Annotated in this window: 10 protein-coding genes; 8 read left to right on the top strand and 2 right to left on the bottom strand. The window is 40.7% G+C overall.

Annotated features, from left to right (window positions below):
• Nucleotides 1–141 precede the first annotated feature (141 nt).
• From KDU71_RS18740 to ppdK, 5 genes are all read left to right on the top strand, one after another.
• Nucleotides 142–2,487, top strand: coding sequence for a TonB-dependent receptor (locus tag KDU71_RS18740; protein ID WP_212192640.1), 2,346 nt, complete (start codon nucleotides 142–144; stop codon nucleotides 2,485–2,487).
• A gap of 343 nt (nucleotides 2,488–2,830) precedes the next feature.
• Nucleotides 2,831–4,006, top strand: a complete 1,176-nt coding sequence (locus tag KDU71_RS18735) for an ATP-binding protein (RefSeq protein ID WP_212192639.1) — start codon at nucleotides 2,831–2,833, stop codon at nucleotides 4,004–4,006.
• Nucleotides 4,007–4,066: 60 nt separating this feature from the next.
• Complete coding sequence (nifJ, locus tag KDU71_RS18730) at nucleotides 4,067–7,606, top strand: pyruvate:ferredoxin (flavodoxin) oxidoreductase (RefSeq protein ID WP_212192638.1); 3,540 nt, start codon at nucleotides 4,067–4,069, stop codon at nucleotides 7,604–7,606.
• Nucleotides 7,607–7,843: 237 nt separating this feature from the next.
• Complete coding sequence (locus tag KDU71_RS18725) at nucleotides 7,844–8,854, top strand: dihydroorotate dehydrogenase-like protein (RefSeq protein ID WP_212192637.1); 1,011 nt, start codon at nucleotides 7,844–7,846, stop codon at nucleotides 8,852–8,854.
• Nucleotides 8,855–9,079: 225 nt separating this feature from the next.
• Nucleotides 9,080–11,794, top strand: coding sequence for a pyruvate, phosphate dikinase (gene ppdK / locus KDU71_RS18720; protein WP_212192636.1), 2,715 nt, complete (start codon nucleotides 9,080–9,082; stop codon nucleotides 11,792–11,794).
• A gap of 91 nt (nucleotides 11,795–11,885) precedes the next feature.
• Here ppdK and KDU71_RS18715 read toward each other — a convergent pair whose 3' ends face one another.
• A complete protein-coding gene (locus tag KDU71_RS18715) occupies nucleotides 11,886–12,425 on the bottom strand; it encodes a hypothetical protein (protein WP_212192635.1) in 540 nt (179 codons plus the stop codon).
• Nucleotides 12,422–12,931, bottom strand: a complete 510-nt coding sequence (locus tag KDU71_RS18710) for an RNA polymerase sigma factor (protein WP_212192634.1) — start codon at nucleotides 12,929–12,931, stop codon at nucleotides 12,422–12,424. The genes KDU71_RS18715 and KDU71_RS18710 overlap by 4 nt, the downstream gene beginning before the upstream one ends.
• A 152-nt stretch (nucleotides 12,932–13,083) precedes the next feature.
• On the opposite strand from KDU71_RS18710, the gene ruvX reads away from it, so the two are divergent.
• The 3 genes from ruvX to KDU71_RS18695 all read left to right on the top strand — a co-directional run.
• A complete protein-coding gene (gene ruvX, locus KDU71_RS18705) occupies nucleotides 13,084–13,500 on the top strand; it encodes a Holliday junction resolvase RuvX (protein WP_212192633.1) in 417 nt (138 codons plus the stop codon).
• Nucleotides 13,497–14,048 carry a peptide deformylase gene (def, locus tag KDU71_RS18700; RefSeq protein WP_212192632.1) on the top strand — a complete coding sequence of 184 codons (552 nt, stop codon included), beginning with the start codon at nucleotides 13,497–13,499 and terminating at the stop codon, nucleotides 14,046–14,048. Before ruvX ends, def begins: the two co-directional genes overlap by 4 nt.
• Before the next feature lie 139 nt (nucleotides 14,049–14,187).
• A partial coding sequence (locus KDU71_RS18695; RefSeq protein ID WP_212192631.1) for a right-handed parallel beta-helix repeat-containing protein occupies nucleotides 14,188–16,727 on the top strand: 2,540 nt, incomplete at its 3' end.

Genomic DNA, 16,727 nt, shown 5'->3' with positions numbered 1-16,727 from the left:
TGCTTTGTGGTTCTGGTTTATAAATCTGAACATTGAATGCCTGAAAGTACTCTATTTTTGCCTTTGTTGAATACTGATTTAGCAGTGCAGTCTGCATTGTTAAGTTTTCTAAATAATTCAAAATTTTATAATTGATTCAAGATGGTAAAAATTAGGGGAGTGATTGTTTTACTACTCGGTATTGTTTTTAGTGGAGTAATTTTTGCTCAGGAGCCTTTTCAAACGATCAAAGGTAAAGTGTACGATGCTGATTCGGAGATGACTATTCCGGGTGTTAATGTGGTGATATTGGATACCGATCCACAGCAAGGCACCATCACCGACATGGATGGCAATTTTATAATAGAAAAGGTGCCTGTAGGTCGCTTTAGTATACAGATAAGCTTTATGGGCTACGAGCCTGTTGTAATGCCGGAAGTGTTGGTTGGCTCAGGCAAGGAAGTGGTATTAAATGTAGGGCTCAAAGAAACTTTTCAGCAGTTAAATGAGGTGGTTGTTAAACCGCAGCAACGAAAGGACAAGGCACAGAATAGCATGGCCACCCTGTCGGCGCGCTCCTTTACGGTGGAAGAGGCCGGGCGATTTGCCGGTGGCTGGAACGATCCATCAAGGCTTGCGGGCTCATTTGCCGGAGTTACCATGGCCGAAGGTGTGAATGACAATGCCATTGTGGTGCGAGGAAATGCGCCTAAAGGACTTCTGTGGCGCCTGGAGGGAGTGGAGATTCCTGCTCCTAATCACCTGAATGGTGTGAATAATGGCGGTGGTATTGAAACCATATTCAGTGTTAATATGCTGGATAACTCTGATTTCTTTACCGGAGCTTTTCCTGCAGATTACAGTAATGCCATGTCTGGGGTGTTTGATATGAAGCTGCGAAAGGGGAATAGCAACAAGCGAGAATCGGCTTTTCAGGTGGGGAGCCAGGGGATTGATATCGGTTCTGAAGGACCTTTTAAGGCAGGTGGAGCGGCCTCCTACCTGTTTAACTATCGTTACTCCAGCATGGGCCTTGTTGGGCAGCTGGCTGATATGGATGTGGGCCTGCCAACTTATCAGGATTTGAGTTTTAAGCTGCACCTGCCAACAAGCAATGCCGGTACATTCTCTGTTTGGGGCATTGGCGGCAAGAGTAGTGTGGCCTTTGATCCTGATGAGGATCCCAATGAATGGACCACATCATGGGATAATCATGAATACGATACTGGCTCCGAGATAGCTGCCATGGGGATGAATCATCGCCTCAATATCGGGCAGAAAAGCTATTTGTTTTCAAGCATTGCCGGGGCCTACGATGGCTTTACCAACGTGAGCGACCAGCTACAGCGCGATGGCAGCATCATACCCATTGCCAATCACAATGAGCAAAACTACCGCTTGATTGCCAGCTCCTACTTCAATCATAAGTTTGGTAACCGTCACACGAACCGCACAGGTGTGACCTATACTAACCTCAGTTTTGATCTTGATATTCAGGGGAATCCTAATCCCGGGGTAGAGGATGATCTTATCCGTATTGCCAATCAAAAAGATAACTCATATATGATGCAGGCTTATACGCAAAGTAAGTTCCGGATAGCCCCTACATTTGATGTTAATGCCGGAATTAACTTTAGCTATTTCGGCCTGAATCAGGAGCTGATGCCTGAACTAAGGCTCGGCCTCACCTGGCGATTTATTCCAAAGCATTCGGTCAGTTTGGCCTATGGTAAGCACAGTCGCTTGGAGCCATTGCGCTTTTATCTGGCTCAAAACGATGCAGGGGACTATCTCAACCCGGATTTGAATGTTACCAAAGCCGAGCATTTTGTATTGTCTTATGACTGGCGGGTATCTGATAATATGAGTATCAAACTGGAGCCCTATTACCAACGGCTTTATGATGTGCCGGTGATAGCAGGTAGTTCGGAATCGCTTATCAACTACGAGTGGAACATGTATTTTAATGAGCCATTGGTGAATGATGGCACCGGTAGTAATGTTGGTATTGATGTAACCATCGAACGCTATATGAAAGATGGCTATTATTATATGGTAACAGGTTCTTTTTTTGATTCGAAATACAAAGGGGGCGACGGTATAGAGCGCAATACTTCCTACAACCGCAATATGGTTATCAATGTGCTGGGTGGTAAGGAATGGAAGGTTCGCGATAATAACCTCTTAAGTCTCAATGGAAAAGTTGCATACATGGGAGGTAACCGTTTCACACCGCCTGAACAGGAATTGTCACGTCAATCTGAGATGGTCATCCTTGACGAAAGCAGAGCTTTTGAGTGGCAGGAGGAGAATAAACTGTTTGTGGATATAGCTGTAAACTATCGCATCAATCGAACTAAAGTATCACACGTGCTTATTTTACAGGCGAAAAATGCCCTGATGACTGAAGAGATGTTCGGTTGGGCATACGATTTCGAGAAGCAGAAAGTGGTATCACACGGGATGACGATGGTTTATCCTTTTTTTAGTTACCGCTTGCAATTTTAATGGCAACAATTGAGACTGTATAGAGCTGCTTCTTTGTGGGCAGCTTTTTTTCATTTTACCAAGGTGAAATTAAAAGCTGCTTTTGCTCATCTTTTTAAGAGAAAGAGAAATTTGAAGGGGTCGTAAGATATAGATTATGAGTTGGAAAATAAATCAGGAAGTATAATTAGAGAAAAATTTCAACTTTTAATGTGGAAAAAATTCTTCAATTTATTATTGAAAATGAAAGTGTTGTCTTTATTATTTTTAATAATTATAAATAGCAGGAGTTAGTCAAAATTGTAATGTAGAGTTTGCAATCTTCCGCAATATCCTTTTAGATTTGTAGGTATAATCTTAAGGAATGCAATCATTTTTTGAAACACATCGATATCTTTTAGAGCATCTTGGTAGCCCAGTTCGCCGTGAGCTAATGAATGAAATTGATTGGAATCACCGGCTGATTGGAATCAAAGGAGCCCGTGGTGTTGGTAAAACAACTTTTCTACTTGATTTTGCTAAGGCGCACTTTGGTTACGATAAGAGTTGTTTATATGTCAACCTCAATAATCTCTACTTTACCGAGCGCTCAATTATTTCATTCGCCGATGAGTTTCGAAAGAAAGGAGGTAAGACACTAATTCTTGACCAGGTGTATAAATACCCTGAATGGTCAAAGGAATTGCGTTACTGTTATGATAATTTTGACGATCTGAAGATAGTTTTCAGTGGCTCGGCTGTTATGCGACTGGTGGATCAGAATCCTGACCTGAAGGGCTGTGTAGCTGTGTATCGATTGGATGGTTTTTCGTTTCGTGAAAACCTGAACCTGGCTACAAAAAATAAATTTCAAACCTATTCGCTTGATGAAATATTAGCTAATCATGAAGCAATTAGTACTGAAATAACTTCGCAGGTACGTCCTCTGGCTTATTTCAACGATTACCTTGAGCATGGATACTATCCATTCTTTTTGGAAAAACGCAATTATCTTGAAAATGTAGTGAAGAATGTCAATTTGATTCTTGAGATTGATATATCGTACCTTGAACAAATTGAATTGAAGTATTTGCCCAAATTGCGTAAATTACTCTACTCCATTGCCAAAACGGCTCCATTGCAACCCAATGTCAGCCGTTTGAGCCAGGAGATTGAAACGTCAAGGGCTACTGTGATGAATTATCTGAACTACCTGAAGAACGGGCGTTTGATTAATATGCTGTATGAGGATAATGAATCAACCAAGAAGCCATCGAGGATTTATATTCAGAATCCGAATGTGTACCATTCAGTAACGCATGGTAATGTGAGTCAGTTGAACATGAATCGCACGTTCTTTCTTAACCAGTTAGGTTATCGTCACGAAGTTAATGTGTCGAAGGTGAGTGATTTTAAGGTGAATAATGCACTCGAATTTTATATAGGTGATGATGCGATGTTGAAAAAGCCTTTAGGCGCCAATGAGTACCTGGCACATCACATGCTTGAAGTAGGCGAAGGCAATCGGATACCATTGTGGTTGTTCGGGTTTCTGTATTAAGAGTTTTAATTTTGAAACGATATAATTAAAATAACCAATTAATTATTAGGAGTATATAAAATGGCTAAAGAAAAAAAGTTTATTACATGTGATGGTAATCATGCCGCTGCTCATATCGCGTATATGTTCAGTGAAGTGGCTGCTATCTATCCAATTACGCCATCGTCGAACATGGCGGAAAATGTGGATGAATGGGCTGCGGCCGGAAGAAAAAATATCTTCGGTGAGACAGTTAAGGTAGAGGAGATGCAGTCAGAAGCTGGTGCAGCTGGTGCTGTTCACGGTTCGTTACAGGCTGGAGCATTGACTTCAACATTTACAGCTTCTCAGGGATTGTTATTAATGATTCCTAACATGTATAAAATTGCCGGTGAGCTGCTGCCTGGTGTATTCCACGTAAGTGCACGTAGTTTGGCTGCTCAGGCATTATCTATTTTTGGTGACCACTCTGATGTGATGTCAACACGCCAATCTGGTTTTGCTATGTTGGCAACCGGTTCGGTACAGGAAGTAATGGACCTGGCTGGTGTGGCTCACTTAACTTCAATTAAGTCACGCGTTCCTTTCCTTCATTTCTTCGATGGTTTCCGTACATCACACGAGATTCAGAAGATTGAAGTATTAGACAATGATGACTTAGCACCATTAGTAGATCAGGAAGCGTTGCAGGCTTTCCGTGATAATTCACTGAACCCAGAGCATCCTGTTACTCGTGGTACAGCTCAAAATCCTGATGTATATTTCCAGGCGCGTGAGGCTGCTAATCCATTCTACGCTGCATTACCTGATATGGTGGCTGATTACATGGATAAGATTAGTGAAATCACTGGTCGTAAGTATCGTCCATTTGATTACTACGGAGCTGCTGATGCTGAGAATATTATTGTAGCTATGGGTTCTATCACAGAAACCATCCGCGAGGTAATTGATGACTTGGTTGCAAAAGGTGAAAAAGTTGGTTTGATTGCGGTACATTTGTATCGTCCTTTCTCAGCTAAATATTTCTTCGAGGCATTCCCAACTTCAGTTAAGAAAATTGCAGTACTTGACCGTACAAAAGAACCAGGAGCAAACGGCGATCCTTTATACCTGGATATCCGCGACCTGTTCTATGGAAAAGAAAATGCCCCTATTGTGGTGGGTGGTCGTTATGGTTTATCTTCAAAAGATACTACGCCAGCTATGATGTTGAGCGTATTCGAAAATCTAAAGCAAGAAGAGCCTAAGAATCAGTTTACTGTAGGTATTGTTGATGATGTAACTCATACATCACTTCCTTTATTACCTGAATTTTCATTGGCTGCTGAAGGTACTTTTGAAGGTAAATTCTACGGTTTAGGTTCTGACGGTACTGTTGGTGCCAACAAGAACTCGATTAAGATTATTGGTGATAATACAGATAAGTATGCTCAGGCTTACTTTGCTTATGACTCTAAGAAGTCGGGTGGTATCACTATTTCACACTTACGCTTTGGTGATACGCCAATCCGTTCGCCATATTTGGTAAATACGCCTGATTTTGTAGCTTGTCACGTACCTGCTTATTTGAACATGTACGACATGCTTAAGGGCTTGAAAGATGGTGGTACCTTCTTATTAAACTGTTCATGGAGCGAGGCCGAGTTAGAAGAGCATCTGCCAGCTCATGTGAAGCGTTACATTGCCGACCACAAGATTAAATTCTATACTATTGATGCAACGCACATTGCCAAGGAAATTGGTTTAGGTAACCGCACCAACACCATTATGCAGTCTGCTTTCTTCAAGATTGCTAACGTAATACCTTACGAGCAAGCTGTTGAGCAGATGAAGAAAGCAATTGTAAAGTCGTTTGGTATGAAAGGTGAAAACATCGTTAATATGAACTACCAGGCTGTTGATAAAGGTGGTGAAGTAAACGAAATCACTATTCCTGCATCTTGGGCTAATGAAGGAGCTGAAGTGGTTCTTCCAACCAACGAGAAAGCACCTCAGTTCATCAAAGACTTTGTATTCCCGGTTAACGGACAAAAAGGTGATGACCTGCCTGTAAGTATCTTTAAAGGTCGCGAAGATGGTACATTGCCTGCTGGTACTACGGCTTACGAGAAGCGTGGTATTGCTGTGGATGTTCCTGAGTGGATTTCAGATAACTGTATCCAGTGTAACCAGTGTGCTTATGTTTGTCCTCACGCTGCTATTCGTCCTTACTTATTAGACGAAAAAGAATTAGCTGGAGCTCCTGAAGGAACGGCTACTAAGAAAGCTAACGGTAAAGGGTTTGACGGATTACAGTACCGGATCCAGGTAAGTGCATTAGATTGTACCGGTTGTGGTAACTGTGCGGATGTTTGTCCGGCTAAGACAAAAGCTCTTGAGATGAAGCCTCTTGAAACTCAACAGGCTGAAATTACACGTTGGGACTATATGGTAGAAGAAGTGTCTATTAAGGACAGCATCATGCCTAAGGATATGAATGTGAAAGCTTCTCAGTTCGCTCAGCCATTATTCGAGTTTTCAGGTGCTTGTGCTGGTTGTGGAGAAACACCATATATCAAGCTAATCACTCAATTATACGGTGATCGCATGATGATTGCCAACGCTACAGGTTGTTCTTCAATCTATGGTGGTTCGGCTCCTGCTACTCCTTATTGTGCCAACAAAGAAGGTAAAGGTCCTGCATGGGCTAACTCATTGTTCGAAGATAACGCTGAGTATGGTTTAGGTATGGCTACTGGTGTGAAGAAACTACGCGAGCGTATCGAGCGTAAGATGAATGAGTCAATGGCCGAAGTTAATGCTGAGACTAAAGCTGCTTTCGAAAAGTGGTTGGAAACCAAGGATAATGGTAACGAAAATGTTGCTGCTTCTAAAGCTGTTGTTGTAGCTCTTGGAAACGAGTCCCATGCTGTTGCTAAAGAAATTCTTGCGCTTAAAGACTACTTATCTAAGAAGTCAGTTTGGATCTTTGGTGGTGACGGATGGGCTTATGACATCGGTTACGGTGGTTTGGATCACGTAATTGCTTCTGGTGAAGATGTAAACATCTTAGTAATGGATACTGAGGTATACTCTAACACAGGAGGTCAGTCATCTAAATCAACACCAGTTGGTGCTGTAGCTAAGTTTGCTGCTTCAGGTAAGCGTATTCGCAAAAAAGACCTTGGTCTGATGGCTACTACTTATGGTTATGTATACGTTGCTCAGGTAGCTATTGGAGCTAACCAGGCGCAGTACTTCAAAGCACTTAAAGAGGCTGAAGCTTACCCAGGTCCATCATTAATCATTGCTTACTCACCATGTATTGCTCACGGATTAAAGACTGGTATGGGTAAAACACAAGCCGAAGGTAAGGCTGCAGTTGAGTGCGGATACTGGCATTTGTATCGTTATAACCCAATGTTGGAGAACGAAGGTAAAAATCCATTTACTTTAGATTCTAAGCCTCCACAATGGGATAAATTCCAGAGCTTCTTAATGAACGAAGTTCGTTATACAGCTCTTGCTAAGTCATTCCCTGAGGATGCAAAAGTGTTGTTTGCAGAATCAGAAAAGAATGCTAAATGGCGTTACAGCTCTTATAAGCGTTTGAATGATTTGGAATATGAAGTGATTGAATAATAATTGTTCAATTTCAGATATAATGAGAGCCGCTTCCGTTTGGGAGCGGCTTTTTTATGCCCTTATTTCACTTTTATATAGCTATTCACAGAATTGCTTTTGCCAGATAAAGGACGTACATTGATATGTGCGTGCTCTTTTAAAAAGACTAATTTATCTTTAATGTAAAACAATTGATTTCAGCTGCTTGTTGTTAATATGAAAGAAATTAAATAACCCTTTAATATCACCTTTAATATGGATTTAAAAACAACTTACATGGGGATTGAACTTAAGAACCCCATTATTATCGGAGCCAGCAACTTGGTACTGGATTTGAACATGGCCAAGAAGTTAGAAGAGGCTGGTGCAGCTGCGATTGTCTATAAATCGCTATTTGAGGAACAGCTTCATCTCGAAGCAGCCGAGCTGGAAGAGGAATTGCATGAGTTTGATGACATTCATGCCGAAATGACGACGCTTTTTCCAAATATTGAGCATTCAGGGCCCAAAGCGCATCTCTTGGCTTTGAAGAAACTGAAGGAGACTGTTTCAATTCCGGTTTTTGCCAGCTTAAATTGCACCTACGATGTAAGTTGGGTGGAATATGCCAAGTATCTTGAGGAAACAGGAGTAGATGGTTTGGAACTAAACTTTTACTCAACCATTTCGGATGTGGAGAAATCGCCTGCAGATGTGGAGAATGAAAGAATTGAGGTGTTGAAAAAGGTAAAGGCGGCTGTGAAAATACCAGTAAGTGTTAAACTTAGCCCGTTTTATACCAATATGATGAATGTGGTATACCGGATGGATCACAATGGCGCTGATGGTTTTGTTTTGTTTAACAGACTTTTCCAGCCTGATATTGATATTAAAGAGGAAAAGCTGCGTGTGCCATATAACTTAAGCCATAAAGGCGATAACCGGTTGGCACTGCGTTTTGCAGGCTTATTATCATGTAACCTTAATGGCAGTATTTGCAGCAATACTGGTATACATGATGGAGAAGATGTAATAACTATGCTGTTGGCAGGTGCCAATGCTGTTCAGGTAGTGAGTACCGTATATAAAAATGGTGTGGTGCAAATCACCCGAATGCTGGAGGATATTTCAGCCTGGATGAAAGAAAAGGGCTATGATAAAATAGATGATTTTAAAGGCAAACTGTGTAAAAAGAATGTGGACGATCCGCATGCATACCGTCGTGGACAGTATGTTGATTACTTAATGAATGCTAAAGAATACCTGAAAAAGTATCCCGTTGGTTAACGAAAATTTTTGATATTAATATGATGAAAGCAGTCTGTTTTAGACTGCTTTTTTTTGTATCTGGCTCATAGGTAATTTATTATTTATTAACGCATACGAAAACCCCATAAACTAGTGACTTTCCCAAATTTTTTGTTTATTTGTATGGTTTTTGAAGTTTTGCTTCAGAACATCTAGAATGCATTGATAACTACTATTTTATAATAAATTCTTAATAATCTAAGTATGAGCAATAAACGCGTTTATACCTTCGGTAACGGACAAGCTGAGGGTAAGGCTGATATGAGAAATCTACTTGGTGGTAAAGGTGCTAACCTTGCTGAAATGAACCTTATCGGGGTTCCTGTACCAGCCGGTTTTACCATTACAACTGAGGTGTGTACAGAGTACAATCTAAAAGGAAAAGAAGCTGTTGTTGAATTAATGAGAGCTGAAGTAGAAGCTGGTGTAGCTGCTACTGAAAAAGTAATGAATGCTAAGTTTGGTTCTACAGGTGAGGCTTTCCCATTGTTATTATCTGTTCGTTCAGGCGCGCGTGCTTCTATGCCAGGTATGATGAACACTGTACTTAACTTGGGTATGAACGACGATGCAGTAAAAATTGTTGCTGAGAAATCAGGAAACGAGAAATTTGCATATGACTCATACCGTCGTTTCATCCACATGTATGGCGATGTTGTAATGGGTGTTGAGGCTGAAGAAGGTGAGCACAACCCTTTTGAAGTTGTATTAGATGAGTTAAAAGAAGCAAAAGGATATAAATTAGATACAGAATTAACAGCTGAAGATCTTAAAGAGCTTGTAGAAAAGTATAAAGCTGTTGTACGTGAGCATGCTGGTGTTGATTTCCCAACAAATCCTTGGGATCAGCTATGGGGTGCTGTTTGTGCAGTATTTGATTCTTGGAACACTGAGCGTGCTATTCTTTACCGTCGTATGGAGCAGATTCCTGACGAGTGGGGAACAGCAGTAAACGTGCAGGCAATGGTATACGGTAACATGGGCGAGACTTCTGCAACAGGAGTATGTTTCTCACGTGATGCAGCTACTGGTGAAGACTTATTCAACGGTGAATACCTAATCAATGCTCAGGGTGAAGACGTTGTAGCTGGTGTACGTACACCTCTTGAAATTACAAAAATTGGTTCTCAGCGTTGGGCAGAGCGTAATGGTACTTCGGAAGAAGAGCGTCAGAAAAACTTCTTGTCTATGGAAGAAGCTATGCCTGAGCTATATGCTGAATTAAATGAGGTGCAGCAGAAGCTTGAAGATCACTACAGTGATATGCAGGATATGGAGTTCACCGTTCAGGATGGTAAGCTTTGGATGTTGCAAACTCGTAGCGGTAAGCGTACAGGTGCTGCTATGGTTAAGATGGCTATCGATATGTTGGAGGAAGGACGTATCGATGAGAAAACAGCTATCTTACGTCAGGAGCCAAACAAATTAGATGAGTTATTACACCCTGTATTCGACCAGGCTGCTTTAGATGCTGCTAAAGAATTGTCTAAAGGTCTTCCTGCATCTCCGGGTGCTGCAACAGGTCAGGTTGTATTCTCGGCTGATGCTGCTGAAAAGTGGGCTGCTGATGGTAAGAAAGTAATTCTTGTTCGTCGCGAAACATCTCCAGAAGACTTAAAAGGTATGTACGCGGCTGAGGGTATCTTAACTGAGCGTGGTGGTATGACGTCTCACGCTGCTGTTGTAGCTCGTGGTATGGGTAAATGTTGTATTTCTTCTGCTGCAGGCTTAACTGTAACAGGCTCATCAATGTCTATCAATGGTGTTGAATATAAAGAAGGTGACTTTATTTCATTGAACGGTACTACAGGTATTGTTTATGAAGGTAAAGTTGCTACTATCACGCCTTCATTAGACGGTGACTTCGGTAAGATGATGGATTTAGCTGAGAAGAATACTCGTATGTACGTTCGTACAAACGCTGATTCTCCAGCTGATGCACAAACTGCTCGTGAGTTTGGTGCTAAAGGTATTGGTCTTTGCCGTACAGAGCACATGTTCTTCGAAGGCGACCGTATCTGGAAAATGCGTGAAATGATCTTGGCTGAAACAGTTGAAGGTCGTGAAGAAGCTTTAGCTAAGTTATTACCTATTCAGCGTGAAGATTTCTACGGTATTTTGAAAGCGATGGACGGATTTGGCGTAACTATTCGTCTACTGGATCCTCCATTACATGAGTTTACTCCTAACGATTTGGAATCTCAAAAAGAGATGGCTGAGAAATTGGGTGTTGATGTAAAAGTTGTTACTGAAAAAGTAGAAGGCTTACACGAATTCAACCCAATGTTAGGTCACCGTGGTTGTCGTTTAGGTAACACTTATCCTGAAATTACTGTAATGCAGGCTCGTGCTATCATCGAAGCTGCTTGTGATTTGAAGAAAGAAGGTTTAGATCCGAAGCCCGAAATTATGGTTCCATTAATTGGTACTGTAAAAGAGCTTAAGATGCAGGAAGAGTTGATTCGTTCAACTGCTGCTAAAGTATTCGAAGAGAAAGGAGTTGAAGTTGACTACATGGTAGGTACAATGATTGAGATTCCTCGTGCTGCATTAACTGCTAATGAAGTAGCTGAAGTAGCAGAATTCTTCTCATTCGGTACAAATGACTTGACTCAGATGACTTTCGGATACTCTCGTGATGATGCTGGTAAATTCTTACCTATCTACATCGAAAAAGGTATCCTGAAGCAAGATCCATTCCAGGCGCTTGACCAAACAGGTGTTGGCCAGTTAGTGGAAATGGGTTGTCAGAAGGGTCGTGCAGCTCGTCCTGAGTTGAAGTTAGGTATCTGTGGTGAGCACGGTGGTGAACCATCGTCAGTTGAGTTCTGTCACCGTACCGGTTTAGACTATGTGTCATGTTCGCCTTTCCGTGTGCCTATCGCACGTTTGGCTGCAGCACAAGCTAATCTTCGTTAATTATATACAATAACGAATTAATATAAGAAAGGTCGCTCATTTGGGCGACCTTTCTAAGTTTTTACTCAAGTAGTAAAATAAGTGTTTATGCTCAGGCAGATTCTATATCATCAATGAGTTGCTGCGCATGGTCTCTTAGTGGTTTGTATTGAATATACCACCATATCATACCTGCAACTAGACCAATCCCAACTGCACCAATAAATACCAATTGAGTCAAAAGAGCATCTGTTTGGTCACTTACTTTAATGGTCAAGCCAATATCAACCAGCAGAATACCGGGTATTATGCCTATTGTTCTGGAAGAGAATGGTTCGTAGCGGTTCACTGCTTTTTTTAGCATGAGCAGGGTTGGTTGTGAATAATCAACTTCGGCGTATTCCTTTTGGTATTTCCTAAAAAGTAAGGCAAAAGTAACCATGGCGAATAAGAAGCAGAAACTGCTGATAATCTCTTTTGATGGGCTATGCTCCACAATTTGCATGATAATTATAAAAAGATATAATGGGCATAACGTCCAATATATCAATTGCATTCGTTTACTTATCGCAGAGTAGTTGGTGTCTTTTGCTTTAAGTTGCTTTATTAAACCCGATATTTTGTTGTCGCTTGTATTTGTATGTTCTTTCATCTTTTGGTATTTAGTTTGCTTTTTAAGGCGTCTTTAATGCGGTGTATTTTCACCTTTACATTGGCTTCGGTAATGCCAATAATGTCGCTGATTTCTTTCATGCTAAGTCCTTCAAGCATTAATGAAACAAGTGCTTTGTCAATTACAGATAAGATGTTCAACTCATTTTGTAATTGCTCTAATTGTTGTTCTTCAAGAAGCTTTTTTTCTTTGCCCGAGTCATCAGTTATGACGTTTAGGTTTTCCATATCAGCAGTCACAATGAGCCGCATGTATTTATATGATTTGCCGTTAAAGCTTAAAGCTGTATTGACAGCAACGCGATAGACCCATGTATTAATCGATGATTTGTTTTTAAAGTTGTCCAGGCTCTTCCATATGTTGATCAGTATTTCCTGAAACATATCTTGCTGGTCATTTTCATTCTCATTGTAATATGCACAGATTCGCCGTATCCGATTCTGGTTAGCATCTACAATGGTGTTAAATAGTTCTTCCTTTTTCAATGTTTTGTTAGTTTGTTCTATCTATTAGTAAGCCAAACGATGAATTAGTTACAAAATAGTTTTGTTTTTTTTGATCACTGCTTAATAGCTCGTCTCGTATAATTGGATGACTGCAATTATAATGTAAATTCTATCTTTGTAGAAAAAAAAGCGTGGGCAGAATTCTGGCAATCGATTATGGTCGAAAGAAAAGTGGTGTAGCAGTAACAGATCCAATGCAAATTATAGCCAATGGGTTGACCACAGTATCTTCGCATGAACTATTTGATTTTATAGTTAAATATATGCAAGATGAAGAGGTTGAAAAAATTGTGATGGGCTATCCGACGCAAACAACCGGAGAGGTATCTGAGTCCATGAAGTACATTGAACCCTTTGTGAATCGATTGAAGAAGAATTTTCCGGAATTACCGGTGGAGTGGGTCGATGAGCGTTTCACTTCTAAAATAGCCTTCCAGGCGATGATTGATGGCGGATTGAAGAAAAAAGCTCGTCAGAATAAAGCTTTGATTGATAAGGTGAGTGCCACCATCATTTTGCAAACATACCTTGAACAGAAGCATATATGATTTTACCTATAGCTGTGTATGGCCACCCGGTTTTGAGGCAGGTTGCTAATACCATTGAGCCTGATTATCCAAATCTGCAGCAGTTTATTAATGATTTATGGGCTACGATGTATCGTACGGATGGGATTGGATTAGCAGCTCCTCAGGTTGCGCATTCTATTAGAGTATTCGTCATCGATTTAGATGTGTTTAAGGATGAACATCCCGAATTGAAAGGTTTTAAAAAAACCTTTATCAATCCTCGCATAGAATTTTACAGCTCAAAAAAAATCAAGTTATCTGAGGGGTGTCTAAGCCTGCCTGGTATTCATAAGAAAGTAAAGCGTCCAGACAGGATTTGCATCCACTACCAGGATGAGGCTTTTAATCATATAACAGAGGAGTATGCCGGTTTTGCAGCGCGCGTTATTCAACATGAATACGACCATCTGGAAGGGAAGCTATTTATTGATGAACTCAATTGGCTGACAAAAGTAATGTTGAAGCGGCAGCTGCTTAACCTGCAAAATGGTAAAGTAAATGCTGATTATCGCACTTTATCAGTCTAGAAGCCTTTTGTCTAACTTAGGTGTATCGTTTATTAATCAATTACTTACTTTTATCATTAATAATCTACTGTTGGTGTAAAGAATTCTTCAGGCACTTAGAATTGTGTTATCTTCATTAACACATTTTAACTTACTAGCCATGATTAAACTTTTACACATTATTAAATCAACAGCAGTAGTTGGTCTACTATTGCTTTCAACCAGCGCATTTGCTCAGCGCATTTATGTAAAAACTGACGGTGTTCCTTATAGTTCAATCGCAGAACACGCTGATTGGAATGTAGCTACGCACGATTTGCAAGCAGCTATAAATGCATTAGCAGCCGAGGGTACTGAAGATATACGAGAGGTTTGGGTAGCTAAAGGCATTTATTTTCCAACAGAGATATTCAATGGAGATGCATCAGATAATCGAAACAAGTCGTTTATCCTAAAAAACAATGTTAGAGTTGTTGGTGGTTTTGCTGGTACAGAAACAGATGAAGATCAGCGTTCTAATTTTACATATGATCTGGTTGGAGAGACCATTGGAGAGAATGCAACTATTCTTGATGGAGATTTGGGCTCAGAGCGTTCTTATCATGTTGTGTTTTTGGGTAACCTGTCGAATGAAACTGCCGTACTGGAAGGTGTTATAGTCCGCAACGGAATTGCAAATGCAGCAAGCGCCGAGGTCGGTTTCGAGGATTCTAATTATTTTGGTGGAGGTATATACGCCAGAAATGGAGGAACCTTTATTGAATGTACTTTGATCGACAATCGAGGTGGTTTAGGTGGAGGTGCTTATTGTGTTTCTTCGGTATTTGATAAATGCAACTTTGTCAATAACCGAGGATGGTACTCATCATCTGAATACAATGGTAAAGGAGGTGGTCTTTATGTGCATGAAGAGTCGCTAATAACTAATTGTGAATTTATTGGTAACCTTGCCGATAACGATGGTGGAGGCATATTCTCCAGTGGAAGTAGTTTTACAAATATTACTTTTAGTGGAAATACAGCAGGTAATAATGGGGGAGCTATCTGTACCTATGCTGATGGTGCAACTTATAATGGAGGTGTTTATACGACTTGTACGTTTATCAATAATTCAGCCGATGGTAATGGAGGTGCTATTTATGCATTGCCAGGAGGTGGCTCTTTTGATGACTGTATGATTAGTGAAAACAATGCCAACAGAGGTGGTGGTGTTTATTTAAATACTGGTGCTTCTCTATTAAGTTCTACCATATTTGAAAATACTGTAGTTACCTCGCATGCCGGGGTTTATAATGTGGGAGGTCTTATTGATGGCTGTACAATAGAAAATAACAACGGTACTGGAGTGTTTTTGGATGGAGGAGTAGCTAAAAAGACAATAATCAAAGGTAACTATGGTGCCAGTACCGGATCTGGTGTGCTTATGTCTGGGGCTGCAGAACTGAATACTTGTCACGTTTATGATAATGAGAGCGAGAGAGGCGGGGGAGTGTATGCCAATGATGGCGCTTTAATAGTTAACTCATTAATAAATAACAATACTGCTGAGTTAAGCGGAGGTGGATTATATATTAATGGAGTAGTTGCTGTTATTAATACAACAGTAACCCGCAACAAAGTGCTTAGCGTTACTGGGTTAGGTCAAGGTGTTTTGTGTAATGCACCAAGTACCCCATCTGGATCTGGTGAATTTGTTAATTCAATTATATGCAGCAATGAGGGAAGTAATCCTTCAGGCACCGAGATTGATTATGCTCCTGATGTGACAGCAACATTTCAATACACAGCTGTTGAAAGTAATGCAAACAGCGGAGAAAGTAATGTTGAGTTAGATCCGTCTGCAGAGGTATTTGTAATGCCAACCACGTTTGCTGGTGCAGCTTCAACGCCTGAAGAAGAAGCTGAGTTTGAAACGGCAGATTGGCGATTAACTCTATTATCACCATGTTTTAATGGAGGTACGCCTGATATTACAGGTCTTGAACTGCCAGAGAATGATTTACTTGGCAATGGCAGGGTTTATAAGACACGTGTTGATATGGGGGCAATTGAAAACGTTTATTATGATGTGACAATAGCGTCCACTGGTTTGGGGGCAACTTCTCCTGCAACTGATTTATCAGTTTTGCCAGGTGATGATTTAGAGATTATTATGACGCCGGTTGAAGGGAACGGAGTTTCTGATGTAGTTGTAAATAGCGAAAGTGTTTACGACCAAATGATTGACAATGGTGATGGAACATTTAGTTATACTATTAGTGCCATTGGGGAAGATAAGGCTGTTAATGTAACATTCTTGCCCTATTATACAGTGACTGCTACGGCTGTAGATGGTGGTAGTATTTCTCCGTTAACATCGGTTATTCTTGAAGGAAGAAGTAGTGATGAATTCACTATCACACCAGATGCTGGCTATAAATTAACATCCTTGCTATTGGATGGAGAGGAAGTGCAATGGGAAGACAATGCAGGTGTTTTAACTTATACCATTTCTACGGTTACAGCAGATGCATCTTTAGTTGCAGCGTTTACAGAGTACTTTACTGTAACTGCGACGGCAGGTACCGGAGGAGCTATAACACCACCTACTTCTGAAGTCTTAATTAATGAAAGCAGTGATGAATTTACTATCACACCAGATGCCGGATACAAATTAACATCATTGCAGTTAGGCGGAGAGGAAGTGCAATGGGAAGACAA

The organism is Carboxylicivirga sediminis (genome assembly GCF_018156225.1).
GTDB lineage: Bacteria > Bacteroidota > Bacteroidia > Bacteroidales > Marinilabiliaceae > Carboxylicivirga > Carboxylicivirga sediminis.
Note: the sequence above shows the minus strand (reverse complement) of the source record. Positions and strands in the feature narration are given on the sequence as shown.

Bases quoted from the DNA above. Each gene is read 5' to 3' on its own strand.
- KDU71_RS18715 (WP_212192635.1), bottom strand. From the start codon at position 12,425: ATGAAAGAACATACAAATACAAGCGACAACAAAATATCGGGTTTAATA.
- def (WP_212192632.1), top strand. From the start codon at position 13,497: ATGATTTTACCTATAGCTGTGTATGGCCACCCGGTTTTGAGGCAGGTT.
- KDU71_RS18740 (WP_212192640.1), top strand. From the start codon at position 142: ATGGTAAAAATTAGGGGAGTGATTGTTTTACTACTCGGTATTGTTTTT.
- ppdK (WP_212192636.1), top strand. From the start codon at position 9,080: ATGAGCAATAAACGCGTTTATACCTTCGGTAACGGACAAGCTGAGGGT.
- nifJ (WP_212192638.1), top strand. From the start codon at position 4,067: ATGGCTAAAGAAAAAAAGTTTATTACATGTGATGGTAATCATGCCGCT.
- KDU71_RS18725 (WP_212192637.1), top strand. From the start codon at position 7,844: ATGGATTTAAAAACAACTTACATGGGGATTGAACTTAAGAACCCCATT.
- KDU71_RS18735 (WP_212192639.1), top strand. From the start codon at position 2,831: ATGCAATCATTTTTTGAAACACATCGATATCTTTTAGAGCATCTTGGT.